The following is a 19,738-nucleotide window of genomic DNA, read 5'->3' as shown; positions in this document are numbered from 1 at the left end:
CATATTTGGGTGTGCGTGCTTTTGATTTTCATACACATCAGAAAAAGGAGGCGGATTGCATTCAAAATGTAATCCTCGGTCAAAGGATTCCTGAAACAGGATATTTTTCTTTGGGTTTCCATCCCTGGTATTTAAAACAGAATTGGCAGGAAGCTTTTCAGACAATTCTTGAGTTGGAATCCGAACCTCGCTTATTGGCAATTGGTGAAGCGGGCTTTGATAGAATTAAGGGGCCCGAAATCATCATACAAAAAGAAGCTTTTGAAGCCCAGTTCAATTTAGCCTATGAATGGGGTATTCCTTTGATTTTACATTGCGTGAAGGGACATGATTTATTGGTAGAATTTTTAAAAAACAATTCAAAATCTCCACAGATCATTTGGCATGGATGGAATTTGAAGCCAAGATTGGCCAAACAGCTCGAAGATTTTCCTGTTTCCTTTTCTTTTGGAAAAGCGATTTTAGAAGAAGACTCCAACGCACAAAATTGGCTTAAAGCCTGTCCCAAACACAAAATTTTTCTGGAAACGGACGATTCAGAGCTCGAGATAGATTCCATATATGAGTCCGCTTCTTTAATTTTGGGCCTTTCTTTGGAGGACTTGATGGCCTTGACGGAAGAAAACTGGAATCGAATAGCAAGAAAAAATTTAAGATGAGTGATTTTGCCTGGCTGAGCCGGACCGAATTAATTACCGGAAGAGAAGGTCTGGAAAAATTGGCTCAAAAGCATGTTTTGGTGGTAGGATTAGGAGGAGTGGGCTCTTTTGCAGCTGAGTTTATCTGTCGTTCAGGAGTGGGAGAGATGACCATTATCGATGGTGATAGCGTGGATATTTCCAATTGCAACAGACAATTGCCCGCGACCCAAAAGAACGTAGGGCAATCCAAAGCCGAATGGATGGAAGAAAGGCTTTTGTCTATCAACCCCAATCTAAAAATTCATACACTGAAAAAATTCTTGGATCCAGGTGCCATGAACGAATTGCTCCAAGCCAATGAATTTGATTATGTGGTGGATTGTATTGACAGTCTTTCTCCCAAACTGCATTTGATAGAGGGTTCATTTAGAAGAGGATTTCCTTTAGTCAGCTCTATGGGTGCAGGCGGAAAAGTAGATCCTACCCAAATCAGAGTAGTCGATATTGCAGATACTTATGAATGCAAGCTGGCAAGAATGGTGAGAAAGAGGCTCAAGAGTAAAAAAATCTATACCGGATTCAAAGCAGTGTTTTCTTCAGAAACTGTTAGAAAAGAAAGTCTGATGATGACAGATGGATCTAATTTTAAAAAATCTGCCTACGGTACCATGTCATTCTTGCCAGCAGCATTTGGTTGCTCTTGTGCGGCAACGGTGGTCAATGATTTATTGGCTACTTAATTAAAGTGATATAAGAAAATCAGGACGCCGGTGAATGCCGGTTTTCTCTGGTCCTTAATTTCCAGTTTCACTTCCACTTCCGCTTTCACAGTCCCACGGAGATTGGCTACGTTTTTCAAGTTGGCAACCAAACGTACTTCGCTGTCTACAGTCACTGCTTGTGCAAACCTCAGGGATTCGATGCCGTAGTTAATCATCATTTTGAGATTTTCTACTTTGACTATTTGCTCCCAAAGGTGAGGAACTATGCTCAGCGTCAGATAGCCATGGGCAATGGTATTTCCAAAAGCACCTTCTACTTTTGCTCTTTCCGGATCAGTGTGAATCCACTGATGGTCATGGGTTGCGTCCGCAAAAAGATTGATTTGTTTTTGAGTGATTTTGAAATAGTCTGAAGTTCCGATTTCCTTTCCGTTGTACTGTTCGAAATCTTCAAAGCTTCTAATAATTACAGGGTTCATACTGGTGGTTTCTATTTTAAGCTTCAAATAGCTTAGATATTTTATGAAATCCAAGTAAAAATATATCTCGGGATGCACTCAAAAGTGGATGAAATGCAAGTTTTATAGTCTGAAAAAAATTTCGTTTGAAAATTTTAAATCTCTCTTGATTTTGAAAATTTAATTATTAATTTTCTTGCGAATTTTATAGTATTTTGAATATGATATTTGTCTTGTTAGCCCTGTGGGCTAGCTTTTTAACCGATCCCCTGGTTTCTAAATTTTCTCAAGAACCTCCCGTTTATTCCTCCATTTCACATTCCAAAGAGCTGATAATTGATCAGAATTTTGGTTATACACTTAAGACTAACAAGAAAATAACTGTCTTGAGCGCGGAAGGATTAGGTCATGCTTCAGTCAGGATTTTTTATGATAAACTGGTCCAAATTAAAGGTTTTAGTCTGGAGGTGATAGATCCTGCAACAGGCAAAACTATCCAAAAAGCCAAAATGAAAGATTTGCAAGACGCCGAGTTATATGATGGTTTCTCCGTTTTTGCAGATAATAGACAGAAATATTATGTCGTGAACTCAGCCAAATTTCCGATTGAGGTTCATATTCAGACTGAGGTTTATTTCCAATCCAACTTCAGTTTTCAACCCTGGATTCCTGTAGAAAGCACTTTTCAGAAATTGGATAAAGCTGAATTAGCTATCATTTACCCTGAATCTATTGGGATTCGCTATCAGGAACAGCACCTTTCTGGAAACAAGACTGAAGAATCCTTGGCTGACGGAAGGAAAAAGTTGGTATGGAAAGAATCCAATTTACCTGTACAGGATCTCAGCATTCGAGAAGAGGATGATCATCGTTTATATATCGCTCCCAAGGAATTCAAATTAGAGAGTTTTCAAGGATCTATGAATGATTGGTCAGAATTGGGCTTGTGGAAATACAAACTCAATGAAGGAAGGGATCAGTTGCCTCAAGAGTTTAAAGAAAAAATCCTGAAGCTGGTAGAAGGGATAGACGATCCCTATGAAAGGATTTCAATCCTATATACTTACCTGCAGAAAAACTTTCGCTACGTCAGTATACAATTAGGCATAGGTGGTTGGCAAACCATGACTGCTACAGACGCGGTCAAATATTCCTACGGGGATTGTAAAGGCTTGACCAATCTCATGAAAGCCATGCTGGAAGCAGCTGGAATTCCTGCGTTTTACACCTTGGTCTATGCTGGCGAGGGAGAATCAGATATTCGCACAGATCTCCCTTCCAATCAATTTAATCATGTCATTTTAAGAGCAGAAATAGATCAGCAACCCGTATGGCTGGAGTGTACTTCCAATAGTTTGCCGGCAGGCTACTTGGGTTCATTTACCAATGACCGACATGTTTTAGTAGTGACTCCAACCGGGGGATATTTAGCCAAAACCCCAAGCTATGAGGAAAGTACGTGGAACCGGGTGGAGAATGAGTATTTTCTCCAACTGGATGAGAAAGGGGATGCCACGATGACTATGAAGCAGCACTTGGAAGGGAATCCAGCTTACAAGGCTGTTAGTATTTCCAGACAGCTTGATTCCAGACAGCAGCGAGATTATTTCAATAAAAACTCGGCTATTTCCGGATTGGTAATTCAAGATTATCAATTTGAATCCGAGCAGTTGGATTCCTTACCTATAGCTGATAGAACGGTCAAAGGAATTGTTCAAAAATTTGCTCAGACTACCGCCAAACGCCTTTTGCTGAAGCCATTTTTCACCAAAATAAAATTAGATGAAATAGGTTTCAAAAATTTTGATTTGGAAGAAACCTATGCCATAGATCTCCCAAAAGGAGTAGTATCAGAATTCAATCTTGAGCCCCTGGAAATCAAGGAGGAGGAATATAGCATTCACATAGAAAATCAGTTGAAAGACAATCAGCTTCTGGTTACAAGAAAAATTAAGGTTTCCATCAAAGATCCTAAGGATGAAGATTCCAAGAAAGTCCTGATTAGTAAAATCAACTCGGTAGGATATGGAACCTACCATTTTACCAAGCCCAGCCTAAGTCAAAAATAATATGAAATGCCCATGAGAAAATATCTCACACAAGGGGATGATTATCCTGGGCATTCCTCCCGAAAGTCATCGGGATGACCCCTAAAAAACAAATTATAAACAGATGAAATCGAGCATGACAAAAATGGTACACACTGGGACGAATATGCTAAAAGCGAGATTCCATGTGACCTTTGACATACAACTTATAAACACATGAAAAAGCAACTTTTATTATGCCTTCTCTTTTTATTGCATCTTTCAGGATATGCCCAAAAGGAGAAATTTGGAAAATATAATTCCAATGAAATTTCTTATTCGGAAGTTGATTTTGAACCAGATGCGGAGGCGGTTGTACTTTTCGAGGAAGGGGTTTCCAAATTCTTCGGGGAAGTTTTTGAAACAACATACCATTTCAGGATCAAAATTCTAAAGGAGTCAGGAATAGCTCGGGGAGATGTAAAGATTCCATTCTATTCAGGTGATAATAGAACGGAAGAAATCAGTGGTTTAAAGGCTTTGATCACCAACTTTGAGGGAGATGAGCCACAGTCCATTAAGGTGGATAAAAATCAGATTTTTGAAGTTGAGGTAGGAAATGGATGGAAGGAATACCGGATTACATTTCCCAATGTGAAGGTGGGCTCTATTCTGGAGTATACGTATAAGAAAACGGATAAGAATATCACCCTTTTAGATGGATGGACATTCCAAAATGATATTCCAACCATCATGTCTTCTTACAGTATCACCATGATTCCGCAATTGGAATACAAGATGATTGGTCAAGGAACAAAGTATAATACTACCTCAGAAAAAACTGTAAATAATGGGACTTACACTTGGACGTTGAGGAAGCTGAATTCCCTGAAGGCGGAGCCTTACATGAATAATTTTGCGGATTATAGAGAAAGGGTTGAATTCCAGCTTTCACGTTATCAAAAAACCCTGTACGAATGGGAAGATGTACTGAAAAATTGGATTGTGCTGGGAGATGAGGTTTTGAGAGGTTATACGGATAAGGGGTATTTCCGAAGCTCTCCTTTGGAAAAAGTAATGGATGGCGTAGACTTCGAAGGAAGCACTGAGCTGGAGAAGGCTCAAAAGGCATATTATTACCTTCAGCAGAATTTTCAACTTAACACTGAAAGTGGTTTCTTTCCAGACCAGCAAATATCTCAGTTAGTCAAAACCAAAGTGGGTTCGGCAGTAGAACTGGACCTGGCATTAATGGGTATTTTGAGATCTATGGGGATAGAGTGCCATCCAATTTTGGTAGGGTCAAAAGGTAGTGGAAGAAGTGATTTAGTACCTTTTCCATTTATCAACCAGTTTAATAGTGTATTGCTTCATGCGAAGCTGGACGGCAAAGAATATCTCTTGGATCTGGAGGATCCTCTGGCTCCTTTCGGATATGTTGACTTGGATAAACATGTAAAAGCAGGGTTGTTTCTGACCAAAGAAAATAGCCAATTAGTTCCTATCAATATTCCTCATAATTCGAATTCAGTATTTACTTCAGTTTTGAAATTTGATGAGGAAAAGAATTTGATTGTAGAAGGATCGCTTCGCAGATATTTTTACGAGGGTTTGCAGATGTCACATCGATCCCAAAATCTCAAAAAAAACAATGAACCCCTTCAGAAGCTATTTACTTTGGATCCAACCTGGGAAGTAGTCAATATAGATATGCAGGATAATCTTAAGGAGGACAATTACACCACCACAAATTATACGATCAAGATCCAAGGGCAAAATTCGGAGGAGGCTACCTTGATGATGCTTACTCCTTTTAAAGTCGCAACCTTCAGTAAAAATCCTTTTACTCAGGATTTCAGGATTTTCCCTGTCGATTTTGGTTTTGCATTTTCAGAGACTTATTCTACCCTGCTGGAAATTCCCGAAGGTTATGAGTTGGACGATTATCCTCTCAAGGAAGCAATCAGCATGAAAAATGGGGAAGTGTTATTTTCTTATAATCCAGTGCTAATGGGAGATAAAGTTCAGATTGTAGCAAAGCTCGAAGTCAAAAAACCAACCATCGATGTCAGGCAGTATGCCAATTTGAAATATTTTATGGAAACTGTGGCTACTAAAATGAATGCTCCTTTGGTCTTAAAAAAAGTAAGTAATCCTTGAGCTCACGAATAGGGCTGATATGGGTATTTATTATCCTTTCTTGGCCAAGTTTTGGGCAAGTTAGCTTTGGAATTTATAGCAAATTTGAAAAAGAGCTGGATTCAGTTTTCTTCGAAAAAGAGGCAAAGGTTGTCTCTCTTTACGAGGGGGGAGTCACTTATCCCTTAATCAAAGAGGGGGAAGGCTGGGTGATAGGCCTTGTCACAGAATACCATTTTAGATACAAAATTCTTGGAGACAACCCAGATAATTTTGGCAATATCACCATCCCTTTTTTCACCGCACGTGATTTAAAGATTGAGCAAATTGTTGAATTAAGAGCTACTGTAAGTTATTTGGATGGAGATGAAAGGAAAAGTATTAGACTGGGAGATGAACACATTTTTAGGTCTGATAATGCAAATGGTTGGTCCGATTATAGGATTGTTTTCCCTCAAGTAAAAAAAGGCTCCATCCTGGAGTGGAAGTACGTGAAGGTTGATCGTGAGTACTATTTATTGGAAGGATGGGAGTTTCAGGGTACTTACCCAAAACTCAGATCTGAATATACTTTTCAAGTACCAGACTATCTTCGATATCAACTCGTCACCCAGGGTACTCCCGTTCGGGAAATGCTTCAAGTTTCTCCTTCAAGAGATAGGTTTTACTGGAATCTTGAAAATATTCCTTCATTTCGACTTGAACCTTACCTGAGTAATCCCTTGGATTATGTGTTTAGGGTCGAGGGCTTTTTATTTCAGGATGGAACCCAGTTTCAGCCAATAGTCTACTCTACCTGGGAAGAGTTGGGAACACGTATCCAGTCTATTCCAGCATTTGAATCTTATTTCAAGGGGAACTCAGTGAAAAAATTGGGTATTAAAGATGTGCTGTATGGTACTAATGATCTTGAAACGGCAGAAAAAATTTACCGTTTTGTCAAGGACAGGTTTAAAGTACAGCCAAGTATTTATCCGCTACCTACCCAAGACGCAAGGTCTTTGCTCAAAAAAGGAGAAGGGAACCATTTAGACATTCACCTGACTCTGCTTAACCTGCTTCAAGACCATGGAATCACTGCGGATTTAGTGTTGGTCAATCAAAAAGGCGAGAACAGAACAGATTTAATCCCCAGCCCTTTTCTTAATCAGTTTTCAAATTCTCTCGTGAGACTAGAGATCAGAGATTCAGTGTTTTGGCTGGATGCCACCGATCCTTATCTATCTTTTGGATTAATTCCTCCCAAAAAATTGGTGCCTCAAGGATTTTTGATTCGGGGTGATGAATCAAAACTGATTCCCATTGACTTAAAGCACAATTCTGGATCCAATCAGATGATTACTGTTGAAAAAGACTCTATAGGAAATTGGGCTTATTCTATCAATTTCAAACTAGAAGGGCTGAATGTGCTTTCATTGAGAGATCAGCTATTAGGTCCAAATCCTGAACCTGAAGACCTCGACGACTCCTACTATGATATTACTGTTGATGATAAGTTTCAAGAAGAAGGATATCTATTCTCAAAGGCCAAGAAGCCGGCCTTTAATGATGGAGAAGAAATTGTGATTTTAAGCCCTTTTAAAGAATCCATTTTCTATGAAAATCCTTTTTTGGAAGCGAGGAGAACTTATCCAATTGATTTTGATTATCCCTTTTATCAGAATTTTGAGCTCGACATGGAAATTCCGGAAGGTTATGAAGTAGATGAAATCCCTCCATCTGTGTCTCTTTTCACTCCGAACAAGGAATTAACCTATCTGTTGGAGTCAAAAATTGAAGAAGGTCATATTCGTATAGTCAGCAAATTGGATATTCGTGTTAAAAATTACTCCCCTCGCGCTTACCCTGAGTTGAAATCCTTCGCAGAAAAAGTATCCGAAAGTGTACAGTTTCCTGTAATATTAAAAAAGAAAGCTAACTAGCTTCTGGAGTATAAAAACTGCGAATTTTCGGTAATTTTCGGAAGATTATGGGAAAATACATTCATGGATATCTGACAGAGGAGCAGGAGCGGCTGATGAGCCAGGCGGGTATTCTGACTCCTTTAATTTATCCTTTCATTGATTTAAAAAATCGAAAGAATGTATTGGAAATAGGCTCTGGAGTTGGGGCACAATCACAGGTAATATTGAGCCTTTATTCTGACTTGGACTTGACCTGCGTGGAAATAGAGAAGTCTCAAATTGAAAAAGCCCAAATCAATTTATCCGGATTTTCGGACAGAAAAATCAATTTTGTCAATCAAGATGCAGCAGAATTGAATTTTGGTGAAAAATTCGATGCTGGGTTTATCTGTTGGGTTCTGGAGCATGTAGAAGAACCAAAAAAGGTGCTAAGGTCAGTTTATGAGCACTTGCACCCTGAGGGGGTTATCTATTTAACAGAGGTCTTCAATTCAAGTTTTTATTTTTTACCCAAATTGCCGGGTCTGGAGCGATATTATAATGCTTACAACGCCTATCAGATTCAAAGTGGAGGAGATCCTGATATTGGGGTCAAGCTGGGAAATTTGCTGCATGAAGTAGGTTTCGGAGAAATAGAGTTACAAAGAGGGGGGTTTCATTTGGATCAATCAAGGCCAGAGGAATTAAAGCGCATGACAGCTTATTGGAAGGAGCTGATGAAAAGTGCAGCTAAACCCATGTTAGATACCGATTTAATCAGTGAGAATGATGTAAGGGAAATGGAATCAGATTTAGAAGCTATTGCCAAAGATTCAAATTCCGTATTTTTTTATCAATTTGTACAGGCAAAAGCAAAGCGCAAAGCATGAAAATAATCCGTTGGGTCAGCAGATTTATCCTAAAAATCATTATTTGGTTTTTTATCATATCAATTGGTTTGGTCATCATTTATCGCTTTGTGCCTGTTCCACTTACACCATTAATGGTGATTCGTTTGGTAGAGCAGTCTTTGGATGAAAAAAAAGAACTGAGGCTTTACAAAGACTGGGTACCGATGGAGGAGATCTCCAGGCATGCGCCTCAAGCGGTATATGCCTCAGAAGATCAAAAGTTTTTGCAGCATTCGGGTTTTGATATGGAAGCCATGAAAAAAGCTTGGGAAGGGAATAAGAAAGGTAAAAGAATAAAGGGAGCCAGTACCATTACCCAGCAGACTGTCAAAAATGTGTTCCTCTGGCCAGGTAGAAATTATGTGAGAAAGGGGCTTGAAGCTTATTTTACCGTTCTAGTAGAGTTTCTCTGGCCCAAAGAAAGGATTATGGAGGTTTACTTAAATGTCATAGAAATGGGCCCTGGAATCTATGGAATCGAGGCTGCGGCTCAAACGTTTTATGGTAAACCGGCCAAAAAACTCACTCGTGGAGAAGCTGCCATGATAGCTGCAGTATTACCGAACCCAATAAGATGGAGTCCTAGGAGACCTACCAATTACATCTCCGGAAGACAAGGTTGGATATTGAGACAAATGAATAATCTTGAGCCCCTAGGCTGGGGAAACTAGGGCTTTGCAATCGGGACTTTTATTTTTCAAAAAAGCCTTTACTAGACTCTCACCCAATATTGAAATTTATTGCTGTTCCATAGTTAAGCGCTTTGATCTCAAGGCGAATAGCTAAAGACTTAAAATTGATCTTTCTGAACCAAAATTGTAATATTCAAAGCTTGAATTTTTTTTCAGTACAATAAAACTGTTTTTCAGGATTCAAAAAGTGTATTGTACGACAACGAATCCAAATAAAATTTGTTTTAAAAAAAAATCAAGGCTTAATTTTTGATATTAAGCGAATATTAATTCCAAGTTAAAAAATGCTTCATACAGGCTAATTTTGAGGATTAAAAAATGCAAGAAATTTTTATCCACATTTTCAATTATTTATCCACACTTTTCAACAATGGCATAATAAAGTGCTGAAAATCAGTATTTTAATAGCGATCAATAATAGGTAAATTTGTGGATAATCGAAGCTAACTGAAAAAAGGGCTGTTAAAATGAATGTTAAAAAGTGGATAATTTCAAAATCCAAATATTCTTTTAAATCGGCCTTAATCCTGCCTCTGTCGGATCAATCTTTTTCGGTAAGAATTGAAGATTCTGGACTTTGAAACAAAGCCCAAATAGCGTCCATCCTCTACTACAGGCAGGTTCCATGCTCCTGACTTTTCAAACTTTTCCATGGCTTTTTGCATATTTTCAGTAGCTAATAGGATTTCTGGAGGACTATGCATTAAACTCCTGATTTGAGTGTTTTCTTGCTTTTCTAAGTCAAACATGATATCCCTGATGTCATCCAAGGTGATGATTCCACGGAGTATTTTATTTTCGTCCACAACAGGGAAAATATTTCTCTTGGAAATTTTAACCAAGTCGATCAAATCTTTCAGCTTGGACTCTGGGTGAATAGGCAATAAATCTCTTTCTATTACATGAGAAATATCTATCATATCCAGTAACTCTTGATCTTTGGTTTCGGGCAGTTGTTTACCCTTTTCCTTGAGTTGTTGAATATAAAGGCTATCCTTTTGATAGTAAGTGGTGGTGATATAGGAGATGGCCGAAACGAACATCAGCGGTACAAAGAGTTCATATCCCCCAGTTATTTCAGCGATAAGGAATATAGCTGATAGAGGAGCGTGCTGAACTCCAGCCATGACACCGCACATAGCCACTAAGGTAAAATGAGCGAGAGGCAGAGGAATGTGAATTCCCAGCATGTTTTTCCCAAAAGCGAAAAGAAAGCCTACTAAACCCCCTACATATAAGGAAGGAGCAAATATCCCTCCCGATCCTCCTGCACTCAATGTCAAAGCGGAGGCAATGGGTTTGATTAAGATAATTAAGGCCAAAAAAATCAAAATCATGTATGGGTTTTCTATAGCCGAGAAAAATGGACTTTTTTCCAATAACTGGTTGGAGTTGCCATCAATAAGCAAGTTCAGTGTATCATAACCCTCCCCATAGATAGGAGGAAAGAAAAATAACATGAACCCTAGCATAGCTCCACCATACAGAATTCTGATGGTTTGGCTCTCCAGTCCCTCCATGATTTTTTCTGTTCGAACTACAGCCTTACTGAAATACAAAGAGACTATGCCGCAGAAGATCCCCAATAAAAGATAATAGGGCATATGGGCCGCTCTAAATTCCTCCTGAAGATTGAAATTGAAGACTGAATCTTCCCCAATCAACAACATGGAAGTCAGGGAGCCCGTCACTGAGGCAATCAACAAAGGGATAAAGCTTGCTGTACTGATTTCCATTAATATAACCTCTATCGCAAAAATCACTGCGCCAATTGGTGCTCCAAATATGGCCGAGATCGCTCCCGCAGCTCCACAGCCAATCAATAAGGTTCTTTTTTTGGAGTTGAGATGTACCAAAACTCCAATATTGGAACCAATGGCTGATCCTGTTACCAGCATGGGTGCTTCTAATCCGACGGAGCCTCCAAAACCGACAGTCAAGGCTGAAGTAATAACTCTGCTGTAGGTCTTTACCCTGGGTATTAAACTCTGCTTTTTGGAAATTGTAAACAGTACATCCGGAATCCCGTGACCACCAACATCCTTAAAAAGAAACTTTCCAATAAGAAAGGCAGCAGCGATACCAATAATTGGATAGATGATGTACATGAAATTGGCATATTCTACATAAAAACCTTCTGTCAGAAAGTTTTGGATAGCATGTACCCCTTGCTTGAGAATCACTGCGGCCAGACCAGAAATCACACCAATGATGCCACTGAGAATCAAAATAAAATTTTGATTGCTCATATGCCTTAATCTCCAAATCAGGAGTCTGGTTATGAAATCATTTTTTGCCAAAATCTACTTTTATTCAATTCCATACAAAGTAAGTAACCTATGGAACAAAGGAAAAATATCTCCTATTCTTTTGCCAAATCTTCGTCTAAAGCCAAAATGCAGTTCAAAATGAGTTGGCTGGCCTTCACATAAAATTCTGGATTAATATTTTTGAACTCATCAGAAACCTGATGATAATCTTGATGGTCTTCCACTCCAAAGTATAAATGAGGGACCTTTTTTTCGAAAAAAGCACCGTGATCAGATGATTTCGTCCAGTCATCGGCACCTGTACCTGGGATATCATGGCCAAACTTTAATTGAATGTCGGAATCAGCTGCGGCAGACTCCAATGCCGGTTTGAATTGTGGATGGTAGTGAGTTCCAGAAACATATAATTCCCCTTTTTCATTTCTGGATATCATGTCCATATTGACATTCAGGGCGATCGCTTCCAAGTCGAAGGGAAAATCTTCAACCAGTGCTTTTGCACCTTGAAGTCCCATTTCTTCTCCATCCAAGGCTGCAAACATCAGGCTATGCTTGGCTGGATTTTTCGCAAAATAATCAGCCATTTCAATCAAAGTTGCCGTGCCAGAGGCATTGTCGTCAGCTCCATTATATATGGAGTCGCCTTCAGCGTTCTTTTTCCCTACTCCTACATGATCGTAGTGAGCTGTGATCACAATTATTTTTTTGCTCTCCGTTCCCGCTACAAATCCTACTACATTTTTTCCGGTGAGGGTTTTTCCCTCTCTTCGGTTGTAAAATTGAAATTCCTGTAAATAATCGGGGTATTGAGAATTTAATCCTGATTTTTCGAATTCGGATACTATGTACTCTCTCGCTTTAAGGTTTTCAGGGGTACCGGTTTTTCTCCCTTTCAACTCATCGGAAGAAAGGTAAACCATGTGTTTGATAAGAGTTTTTTCCCGTAAGGATTGTGCAGAAACAGAAAAATGAGCCAAGCAGATGATGAAAAAGAGGAGAAGTTTTGGTCTTTGGTACATGAGATGGTTAAAATTTCGTTATTTAAAGTCCGAATTTAATTTAAGTTTCTTTCCTTCCATTTCTCTATGAAATATTTAATTTTTCTGGCAATACTCTTCTTGACCCATCCAGTCAGGAGTCAAGGGAATTTACCGGAGACTTTTTTTGATGGAAAGTCTGTGGTTTTGATCTCTGCCGATCCAGCTGCCAGACCGGTAATGGATTGGAAGGCTGTTGCGGATTCGGTTCATTCGGCCTTGGTAAAAGCTGGAGGAGACCCTGTCGCTTATTATGAACTCGAGCAGGTTTCCTTATCGGAGGAAGTACAAAGTAATTACGCCAAGGCATTTGAGCAGCGCCTTATTAAAAACATCATCCTAGTCACTCGTCAGAGAAACAATGCCAGTATCCATGTAGGAAAGTTCAGTGGAGATGGTAAAGTCATCACCTCGACGGCTCTTTTTGGATTGAGCGCACCTAAAATCGAGGAAGTGGCGGATCAGTTCGGAGCGCTGGGAGAAAATGTCAGAACCAAAAACCTATTGGTAATTGATATTCCTGAGTTTCCGGGCATGACTCAAGGACAAGCTGCACAGGATGCTTCTTCCAGTAAATTTTTTGCAAGAAACCCGTTGAACCTGGAAGTATTCAAATTGGGTGTTCCTTTAGAGGGTTCAAGTGCTGAAACCGGTTCATTGACATATTTCAGATATGATTTATATGGTAAGTCAGCCGAACGAATTTTGGCAGAGCAAGCAGCCCAAAAAGCAGAGATAGAGTCAATTCTCAAGGCAGAATATCCTCACGAAGTTGCCTGGCTGACCGAGGCAAAAACCAATCAGGAATTAATCAGGGATAGGATTCAATTTTTATTGGTAAAAGTTGAAGGTAGAGAGGCGGATCTCAAAAAAAGTATGGGCTTGGAATCTAATCCTGAAACAGAAAACCGTACGGTTGTAAAATATTATATAAAGCTATTAGTCAGAGATGAATTATATATAGGTCCTGAATGGGACGCTGATCCGGATTGGAGAATAGCATTAAGAAATTTCATCAGGAATCTAAAAAAATAAACCTCCCCGAGAGGGGAGGTTTTGTCGCTAATAAACTTAGGGGTGATTACAGCAACTTTTACTTTTCTTTATATATATGTTACAAATATGTTAATATGAAATAGTATGTAACTAAAGAAGTTACTTTTTTTCTATTATCCAATAGTTTCAAAGATTTTTTAAAAAAAACTGACTTTTATTTAAAAATTTATTCGAAAAATCGCATCTAATAGTAATTTTTGTTCAAAAAAGGGATCAAAGCGAGTAAAATTGCTTGAGAATAGTAATCTCGTCTAGTAAGCTTTCCTTCTGTTAAAAGACCAACTGACCCGCCTTCTTGCTTGGAATTTGTTCTTGAAAAAAACTGATCATCTGCATCTCCCAGTTCCATTCCACTTTTGATCAAGCTGACAATTCCTTCCGGTAAATAGAAGGTGCTGGTTTTGGCTTGACCAACTTGCCCATTATCATCTAAAATATAAATCCAGGCAAAAGCAAACATCCCATGTTTATCTTGGTCAAGTCCACCTTCAATACCTACCCAATAATTTCCTTCCGGAAAATTCTTTTTGGCATTGAGTGCTCTGTTTTTTGCCCCCAACCAAGTTTCTTCATCTCCATATGGTTGATCAGGAACTCCTGAGGAAGTGGTAATTCCATTGATGTGGAATCCCTTTGAAAAGGCCAGTGAAAATGCATCTTCGGCACTGTTTATTTTCACCGGATTTTTACTTCCTACGACAATAAGTGGTTTTTCTTGCTGCTTTAAATTCTGTCTTCTGGGAAAATTCATAAAAAAAGAGCCCAAGCTTTCGCTTAGGCCATATTAGTGTATACGTTGTTTACATCATCGTCCTCCTCCATCTTTTCAATCATCTTGTTGATAACTTCTTCCTGCTCTTCTGTCAATTCAGTCAGGGTGGTAGGGAACCATTGGAAATCTGCGGAAATTACTTCAATACCTTTTTCTTCCAATGCTTTTTGCATGGTACCGAAGTCTTCAAATTCTGTATAAACAAAAATTTCACCTTCGTTTTCATCGATGTCTGTCAAACCGAAATCGATCAGTTCTAATTCCAGCTCATCCATATCCAATTCGCCTTGGGTGAATCTGAAAACAGCTTTGTGATCAAACATGAAGCTTACCGAACCGGAAGTTCCCAAAGAGCCACCCGCTTTGGTAAAATAAGATCTTACGTTGGCTACAGTTCGGTTGATATTATCGGTAGAAGTCTCAACCAATACGGCAATACCGTATGGACCGTAGCCTTCATATACAATTTCTTCGTAGTCTTTTTCGTCCTTATTGGATGCTCTCTTGATGGCTGCCTCTATCCTGTCTTTCGGCATTTGGGCACCCTTGGCATTTTGTATGATGGTTCTCAATTTAGCGTTAGCTGTTGGATCCGGACCACCAGATTTTACTGCCATCACGATTTCTTTACCTAATTTGGTAAAGACCTTGGACATTTTGTCCCATCTTTTGAATTTTCGTTCTTTTCTGAATTCAAACGCTCTTCCCATGGATTTGCTCGATTTAGGGCGTAAAAATAAGAAATCTTTTCCTTTTAGCGGTGGGATTGTCAGAGTTAATCCATCCCATACTTTTTGAAGAATTCCCGTCTTTTTTATGTGTGATTTCGTATCATCTAAAAAACTTTAGTATATGACGGAACGCTCTCACTCTCCCCTTCCCAATATTCCACAATCCCCATATCCCAAGGTAGTGATCATAGGTGCCGGCTTTGCGGGACTCAAACTCGCCAGAAATCTGAATAAGAAAAAACTACAGGTAGTCCTATTGGATAAAAATAATTACCATCAATTCCAGCCACTTTTTTATCAGGTTGCTACAGCAGGTTTGGAGCCCAGTGCAATTAGCTTTCCGCTCAGGAAAATATTTCATCATTCAAAAAATGTAATCTTCCGAATGGCTGAAGTTGAGTCCGTGGACACAGCTCAAAAGCGCTTGTTCACTGATTCAGGATTTTTGGACTACGATTATTTGGTGTTAGCCATGGGAGCAGATACCAATTATTTTGGAGCCAAAAACATAGAATTTTTTGCTTCTCCCATGAAAACTGTTTCAGAGGCTCTATACATCAGAAATAAGATTATTTCCAACTATGAGCAAGCAATCAACATAGAAAAGCAAGAAAACAGAAGAGCCCTGATGAATGTGGTGATCGTTGGCGGAGGGCCAACAGGTGTGGAGCTTGCCGGTGCTATGGCTGAGCTAAGGAATAATGTGCTTCCCAAAGACTATCCTGAATTAAGCTTCAAAAATATGAAGGTGGTGTTGATTGAGGCTGGTCCTTCCCTCTTAGCTTCCATGTCGGATGAAGCCAAAGAGCATGCGCTGGAATATTTGAAAAAATTGGGGGTGGAAGTCAAGCTGGAGACTAAAGTTCAGGATTATGATGGACAACAAGTCTTCCTGGAAAACGGCAATAAAATAGAAACTCAAACACTCTTATGGGCAGCCGGAATTAAGCCTAATAGGATTAATGGTTTGCAGGATGAGCTTTTTGCCAAAAATGGAAGAATTCTAGTAGATAAATTCAATCAAGTCCGCGGCTTGGAAGGGGTTTATGCCTTAGGAGATATCTGTCTGATGGAAATTGATGATTATCCAAAAGGGCATCCTCAAGTAGCTCAGGTAGCATTGCAGCAAGCTAGTGCTTTAGCAAAGAATTTGGTTAAATATGAGGAAGGGAAAGAGGGGGAACCTTTCAAATACAAAGACTTGGGCTCAATGGCTACAGTCGGAAGGAAGTTGGCAGTAGTGGATTTGCCTTTTATTAAGTTCCAAGGATTATTTGCTTGGCTGACATGGCTATTTGTACATCTAATGGCCATTTTGGGAGTGAAAAATAAGCTATTGATTTTTCTGGACTGGTCTTGGAATTACTTATCCTTTGATCCGAGTCTTCGCTTATTGATCAAGCCAAAATATGTCAGGGCCTCGGAAAGAAGAGAGTTGATTGAGGAAAAGTAGAATTTAGATTCATTAACAAATCGGTATTAAACTCAATCCATCAACTGCAGTCTAATAACCAAAATCAAATAAAGAAGAATATGAAAAAATGGATTTTAAGTTTTGGATTAATGGCCTTGATTTCTTTTGGAGTTATGGCTCAAGGACAGCGCGGTAATAATAGGCCTAACCCTGAGGAGATGGCAAAGATGATGACCGAACGTATGACCAAGCAGTTGAATTTGACTAAGGAGCAACAAGAAAAGATTTATGTAATTCATCTGGATTTAGCTCAAAAAAGAGAGGAAGAAAGACAGGCTCGTAAAGCTGAGGCAGATGCCCGTAAGGAAGAAGCTCAAAAACATGAAGAGCGATTAAACGAAGTCTTAACCGAAGAGCAGAGAAAACAATGGGTTGAGCTAAAAGCCGAAAGACAAGATAGGAGAGGCCAAAGAGGAGAAATTATGAGTAGTGAGGAATTCCGAAGAAGAAGAGGCGGAGGGAGCAATTAAGGCAAAGGTAAAACCCATTGCTAATTCCCTCATGGATTGATCGAGTGCCTAAATTGGCTAAAGCGAGTGTCTTCACTCGCTTTTTTTGGTTTAAAGAATTGATGGTAAAAGTTACTCATTCCGGAAAAAGCTATTCTATATTCCAACCATCAAAAAATTTAAAAATAACAACGCAGGTGTCTCTGCTCATTATTTTATTTCCTGTTACCTGAGATTTTTCAGCTAATAAGTTATGCTTCAGTTTCAATATCATTTCTCAATTAGAGATTTTGATAATAGAATAAATTCATCTGGATTCATCATTATTCTTTGGTTCCAATGGCTTCCTGCATATTCTCAAGGATTAATTTCTGGTAAGTAAAAAGCCGGGGAAAAACTTCCCCGGCTTTAAGTTTATATTGATTTGACTAGTTGGATCAATTCAATCCTACAGCCTTGGCTGCATTGACATAGCCATGCCCGTAGATCTCATCCTGTCCAGGTTTACCCAAATCTGTAGAAGATTGAATCAGCCTAGTTTTTACTTGGGCCGGATTCATTGAGCCTCCGTTGGCCTCCATCATTAATGCAACTACTCCTGCCACTGCGGGGGAAGCCATAGAGGTTCCTTGAGCCCAATTGTAAGAAGAATTTGTTCCGCCTCTGACCGTACTGAATACTTGATCAAATATTGCGCAGATTCCTGATGTACTCACTAAAGTGCCAATTAAAGTACATCGATTGAAGTTTCCATCAACTAATGCCAAACCTAAAGTTCCTCCTGGAGCTGCAAAATCTAAAAGAGCTTTACCGTGGTCAGAGTAGTATGCTAATTGGGTGAAGTTTTCGTTTCCTAAAACCCAGCCAGTTGGACCTGTTGAACTGATAGAAAGTACGTGTCTATTCTGGGCAGGAAATTTGAACAAGCCTCTTTCCACATCATAGTTTGACGCACCGTTTCCTGCAGAAGCTATGATAGTAACTCCATTTTGGTAGGCATAGGTAGTAGCCCGATCATAGACTTTTTGCAATTCTTGGAAGGCTTTTCTAAACCCTTCCTCTTGCCATAGATCACGGATTGGAAACTCAGCTCCAAGACTCATATTGATTATTTGCGCACCTGCTCCGCCTTTTGACTGAGGTGTAGCGGCATATAGAATTCCTTCAAGGATCCACTCGAATGCTCCTGAGCCGCTATGTAGAGATTTGACGCCTATGATCGTTGCTTTCGGAGCTATTCCAACTATACCGTCTCCAGATGCCGCCACGATACCAGCCACATGGGTTCCATGCCAGAAGGTACCTGTGTCCTCATTAAAGTTAAAATCAGGTACAGTTGATAAGGAGCTAGCTACGTCCAAGTTAGGAGCGAGGTCTGTATGAGCAGAATGGAAACCTCCATCTATTACTGCTACTCTGATTCCCTCTCCAGTAAATCCATTGTCCCATGCTTTTGGAGCATCGATTGAGCCCGGAGCCCATTGCCAACCATCAAAAAACGCATCTTGATAGTTGAAAGGTGTTCCTGATGATGTCACTTTTCTTGAAGAAATTCCATTTTGTCCTCTTTCAATTACTTGTTCATCACCTATTAAACTTGGCTCTTTGGTGTATTGCAAAATCATATCAGGAGTAATAGATTCTATCCCACTGATAGTGCTGGCCTGAGAAAGAAAGTTATCCGATCGAGATACGGCAACAGCCACCCCGATCTCAGGGAATGTTTTGACAATCTCTCCTCCAGCAGAGGAAATGCTTCTTTCAATATTGGCAGGTAGATTATTGCCTCTGCTTAGGATTAGAAATCTTCCGGTAAAGTCTCCTTGTCTCAGGTTGGTAAAATCAGTCATTTCTTTGATTTCACTTAGATTAAAACTTTTTGAAAAAGTCTCCTCCTCAAGTTTTGCTTCGATAGCAGGCTCTACGAGTGCCAAATCACTTTCGCATCCGAAAGTAATGAACCCTGCTAAAAGCAAGGTCATTGTGAATTTTTGGTTTTTAAACTGCATGGTAATTAATTATTGATTGTAAAAGATTTAGAAAAAGTTAAGTGTTAATCATTTGAGTTGAATAATTTCAATAAATATCAGTACTAAAACAATGCCCTTGGTTAAGAATTTAATCTGATAAAGAAATTAGATGTTCGAATAAATATATTCACAAATTGGATAACTCAAAAATTAATCAAATAAAAAAAGCGTTGTCACACCATATTTGTCAGTTTAATGCTGTGATTGAGATTAAGAAATGGAAAATTGTAAGTACTTCGATTAACTTTCAATCCAAGATGATCAAGGCATCGGCAAAAAAATATTCCTACCAAAGGAATTCAATGTTTATGGAAGTGTCTCTATTGATTAAAGACAATTTTAAAGCTCGCTTTTCCTTTTGAAGTATGGGAGAACAAAAATTCTCAGTGGTGGATTTTTAATGTTTTATAATTCATTCCAAAAAAAAATACCACCCAATCAGGTGG

The 19,738-nt window shown here is 39.2% G+C and carries 16 protein-coding genes; 10 read left to right on the top strand and 6 right to left on the bottom strand.

Translation table 11 applies throughout. From position 1 onward, the window contains the following. Positions 1 to 11: 11 nt before the first annotated feature. Both BM073_RS06025 and BM073_RS06020 read left to right on the top strand, forming a co-directional pair. On the top strand, positions 12 to 659 hold the full coding sequence (locus tag BM073_RS06025; protein WP_245756377.1) for a TatD family hydrolase: 648 nt from the start codon (positions 12 to 14) through the stop codon (positions 657 to 659). Continuing rightward, positions 656 to 1,381, top strand: a complete 726-nt coding sequence (locus tag BM073_RS06020) for a tRNA threonylcarbamoyladenosine dehydratase (RefSeq protein ID WP_091651859.1) — start codon at positions 656 to 658, stop codon at positions 1,379 to 1,381. Before BM073_RS06025 ends, BM073_RS06020 begins: the two co-directional genes overlap by 4 nt. Here the strand turns inward: BM073_RS06020 and BM073_RS06015 are convergent. Continuing rightward, a complete protein-coding gene (locus tag BM073_RS06015; RefSeq protein ID WP_091652030.1) occupies positions 1,378 to 1,842 on the bottom strand; it encodes a MaoC family dehydratase in 465 nt (154 codons plus the stop codon). The genes BM073_RS06020 and BM073_RS06015 overlap by 4 nt on opposite strands. 200 nt (positions 1,843 to 2,042) lie before the next feature. Here BM073_RS06015 and BM073_RS06010 point away from each other — a divergent pair, with 200 nt between their 5' ends. The 5 genes from BM073_RS06010 to mtgA all read left to right on the top strand — a co-directional run bounded on the left by BM073_RS06010 (position 2,043) and on the right by mtgA (position 9,452). Further along, the gene (locus BM073_RS06010; RefSeq protein ID WP_091651856.1) at positions 2,043 to 3,890 is read left to right on the top strand and encodes a DUF3857 domain-containing protein; all 1,848 of its coding nucleotides are present in this window, start codon (positions 2,043 to 2,045) and stop codon (positions 3,888 to 3,890) included. A 195-nt stretch (positions 3,891 to 4,085) separates the two neighbouring features. Beyond that, complete coding sequence (locus BM073_RS06005) at positions 4,086 to 6,008, top strand: DUF3857 domain-containing protein (RefSeq protein WP_091651853.1); 1,923 nt, start codon at positions 4,086 to 4,088, stop codon at positions 6,006 to 6,008. Beyond that, entirely contained in the window at positions 6,005 to 7,909 is a 1,905-nt protein-coding gene (locus BM073_RS06000) for a DUF3858 domain-containing protein (RefSeq protein ID WP_091651852.1), read from the top strand. Before BM073_RS06005 ends, BM073_RS06000 begins: the two co-directional genes overlap by 4 nt. 47 nt (positions 7,910 to 7,956) lie before the next feature. Beyond that, positions 7,957 to 8,760, top strand: a complete 804-nt coding sequence (locus tag BM073_RS05995; protein ID WP_091651850.1) for a class I SAM-dependent methyltransferase — start codon at positions 7,957 to 7,959, stop codon at positions 8,758 to 8,760. Further along, positions 8,757 to 9,452, top strand: a complete 696-nt coding sequence (mtgA, locus tag BM073_RS05990) for a monofunctional biosynthetic peptidoglycan transglycosylase (RefSeq protein WP_091651847.1) — start codon at positions 8,757 to 8,759, stop codon at positions 9,450 to 9,452. The genes BM073_RS05995 and mtgA overlap by 4 nt, the downstream gene beginning before the upstream one ends. A 542-nt stretch (positions 9,453 to 9,994) precedes the next feature. On the opposite strand, the gene BM073_RS05985 is transcribed toward mtgA, so the two are convergent. Both BM073_RS05985 and BM073_RS05980 read right to left on the bottom strand, forming a co-directional pair. Further along, on the bottom strand, positions 9,995 to 11,722 hold the full coding sequence (locus tag BM073_RS05985) for a chloride channel protein (RefSeq protein WP_245756376.1): 1,728 nt from the start codon (positions 11,720 to 11,722) through the stop codon (positions 9,995 to 9,997). A 113-nt stretch (positions 11,723 to 11,835) separates the two neighbouring features. After that, on the bottom strand, positions 11,836 to 12,762 hold the full coding sequence (locus tag BM073_RS05980) for a M28 family peptidase (RefSeq protein ID WP_091651841.1): 927 nt from the start codon (positions 12,760 to 12,762) through the stop codon (positions 11,836 to 11,838). A 66-nt stretch (positions 12,763 to 12,828) separates the two neighbouring features. On the opposite strand from BM073_RS05980, the gene BM073_RS05975 reads away from it, so the two are divergent. Next, complete coding sequence (locus BM073_RS05975) at positions 12,829 to 13,815, top strand: NTPase (RefSeq protein WP_091651839.1); 987 nt, start codon at positions 12,829 to 12,831, stop codon at positions 13,813 to 13,815. A 205-nt stretch (positions 13,816 to 14,020) separates the two neighbouring features. Here the strand turns inward: BM073_RS05975 and yjjX are convergent, their stop codons facing one another. Then, the gene (gene yjjX / locus BM073_RS05970) at positions 14,021 to 14,587 is read right to left on the bottom strand and encodes an inosine/xanthosine triphosphatase (protein WP_091651836.1); all 567 of its coding nucleotides are present in this window, start codon (positions 14,585 to 14,587) and stop codon (positions 14,021 to 14,023) included. A 23-nt stretch (positions 14,588 to 14,610) separates the two neighbouring features. After that, positions 14,611 to 15,318, bottom strand: coding sequence for a YebC/PmpR family DNA-binding transcriptional regulator (locus BM073_RS05965; protein ID WP_091651833.1), 708 nt, complete (start codon positions 15,316 to 15,318; stop codon positions 14,611 to 14,613). A 142-nt stretch (positions 15,319 to 15,460) separates the two neighbouring features. Here BM073_RS05965 and BM073_RS05960 point away from each other — a divergent pair, with 142 nt between their 5' ends. Both BM073_RS05960 and BM073_RS05955 read left to right on the top strand, forming a co-directional pair. Beyond that, positions 15,461 to 16,792, top strand: a complete 1,332-nt coding sequence (locus BM073_RS05960; RefSeq protein WP_091651829.1) for an NAD(P)/FAD-dependent oxidoreductase — start codon at positions 15,461 to 15,463, stop codon at positions 16,790 to 16,792. A gap of 80 nt (positions 16,793 to 16,872) precedes the next feature. Further along, on the top strand, positions 16,873 to 17,283 hold the full coding sequence (locus BM073_RS05955; RefSeq protein ID WP_091651826.1) for a Spy/CpxP family protein refolding chaperone: 411 nt from the start codon (positions 16,873 to 16,875) through the stop codon (positions 17,281 to 17,283). 416 nt (positions 17,284 to 17,699) lie between these two features. Here the strand turns inward: BM073_RS05955 and BM073_RS05950 are convergent, their stop codons facing one another. Then, complete coding sequence (locus tag BM073_RS05950; RefSeq protein ID WP_175557856.1) at positions 17,700 to 19,244, bottom strand: S8 family peptidase; 1,545 nt, start codon at positions 19,242 to 19,244, stop codon at positions 17,700 to 17,702. Positions 19,245 to 19,738: the final 494 nt, after the last annotated feature.

It is taken from the genome of Algoriphagus ornithinivorans (assembly GCF_900115305.1).
Taxonomy (GTDB): domain Bacteria; phylum Bacteroidota; class Bacteroidia; order Cytophagales; family Cyclobacteriaceae; genus Algoriphagus; species Algoriphagus ornithinivorans.
This window is presented reverse-complemented; position numbering and strand designations above follow the sequence as displayed.

Bases quoted from the DNA above. Each gene is read 5' to 3' on its own strand.
- BM073_RS06005 (WP_091651853.1), top strand. From the start codon at position 4,086: ATGAAAAAGCAACTTTTATTATGCCTTCTCTTTTTATTGCATCTTTCA.
- BM073_RS05950 (WP_175557856.1), bottom strand. From the start codon at position 19,244: ATGACCTTGCTTTTAGCAGGGTTCATTACTTTCGGATGCGAAAGTGAT.
- BM073_RS05960 (WP_091651829.1), top strand. From the start codon at position 15,461: ATGACGGAACGCTCTCACTCTCCCCTTCCCAATATTCCACAATCCCCA.
- BM073_RS05985 (WP_245756376.1), bottom strand. From the start codon at position 11,722: ATGAGCAATCAAAATTTTATTTTGATTCTCAGTGGCATCATTGGTGTG.
- BM073_RS05980 (WP_091651841.1), bottom strand. From the start codon at position 12,762: ATGTACCAAAGACCAAAACTTCTCCTCTTTTTCATCATCTGCTTGGCT.
- BM073_RS06010 (WP_091651856.1), top strand. From the start codon at position 2,043: ATGATATTTGTCTTGTTAGCCCTGTGGGCTAGCTTTTTAACCGATCCC.
- BM073_RS05995 (WP_091651850.1), top strand. From the start codon at position 7,957: ATGGGAAAATACATTCATGGATATCTGACAGAGGAGCAGGAGCGGCTG.
- mtgA (WP_091651847.1), top strand. From the start codon at position 8,757: ATGAAAATAATCCGTTGGGTCAGCAGATTTATCCTAAAAATCATTATT.
- BM073_RS06015 (WP_091652030.1), bottom strand. From the start codon at position 1,842: ATGAACCCTGTAATTATTAGAAGCTTTGAAGATTTCGAACAGTACAAC.
- BM073_RS05965 (WP_091651833.1), bottom strand. From the start codon at position 15,318: ATGGGAAGAGCGTTTGAATTCAGAAAAGAACGAAAATTCAAAAGATGG.
- BM073_RS05975 (WP_091651839.1), top strand. From the start codon at position 12,829: ATGAAATATTTAATTTTTCTGGCAATACTCTTCTTGACCCATCCAGTC.
- BM073_RS05955 (WP_091651826.1), top strand. From the start codon at position 16,873: ATGAAAAAATGGATTTTAAGTTTTGGATTAATGGCCTTGATTTCTTTT.
- yjjX (WP_091651836.1), bottom strand. From the start codon at position 14,587: ATGAATTTTCCCAGAAGACAGAATTTAAAGCAGCAAGAAAAACCACTT.
- BM073_RS06020 (WP_091651859.1), top strand. From the start codon at position 656: ATGAGTGATTTTGCCTGGCTGAGCCGGACCGAATTAATTACCGGAAGA.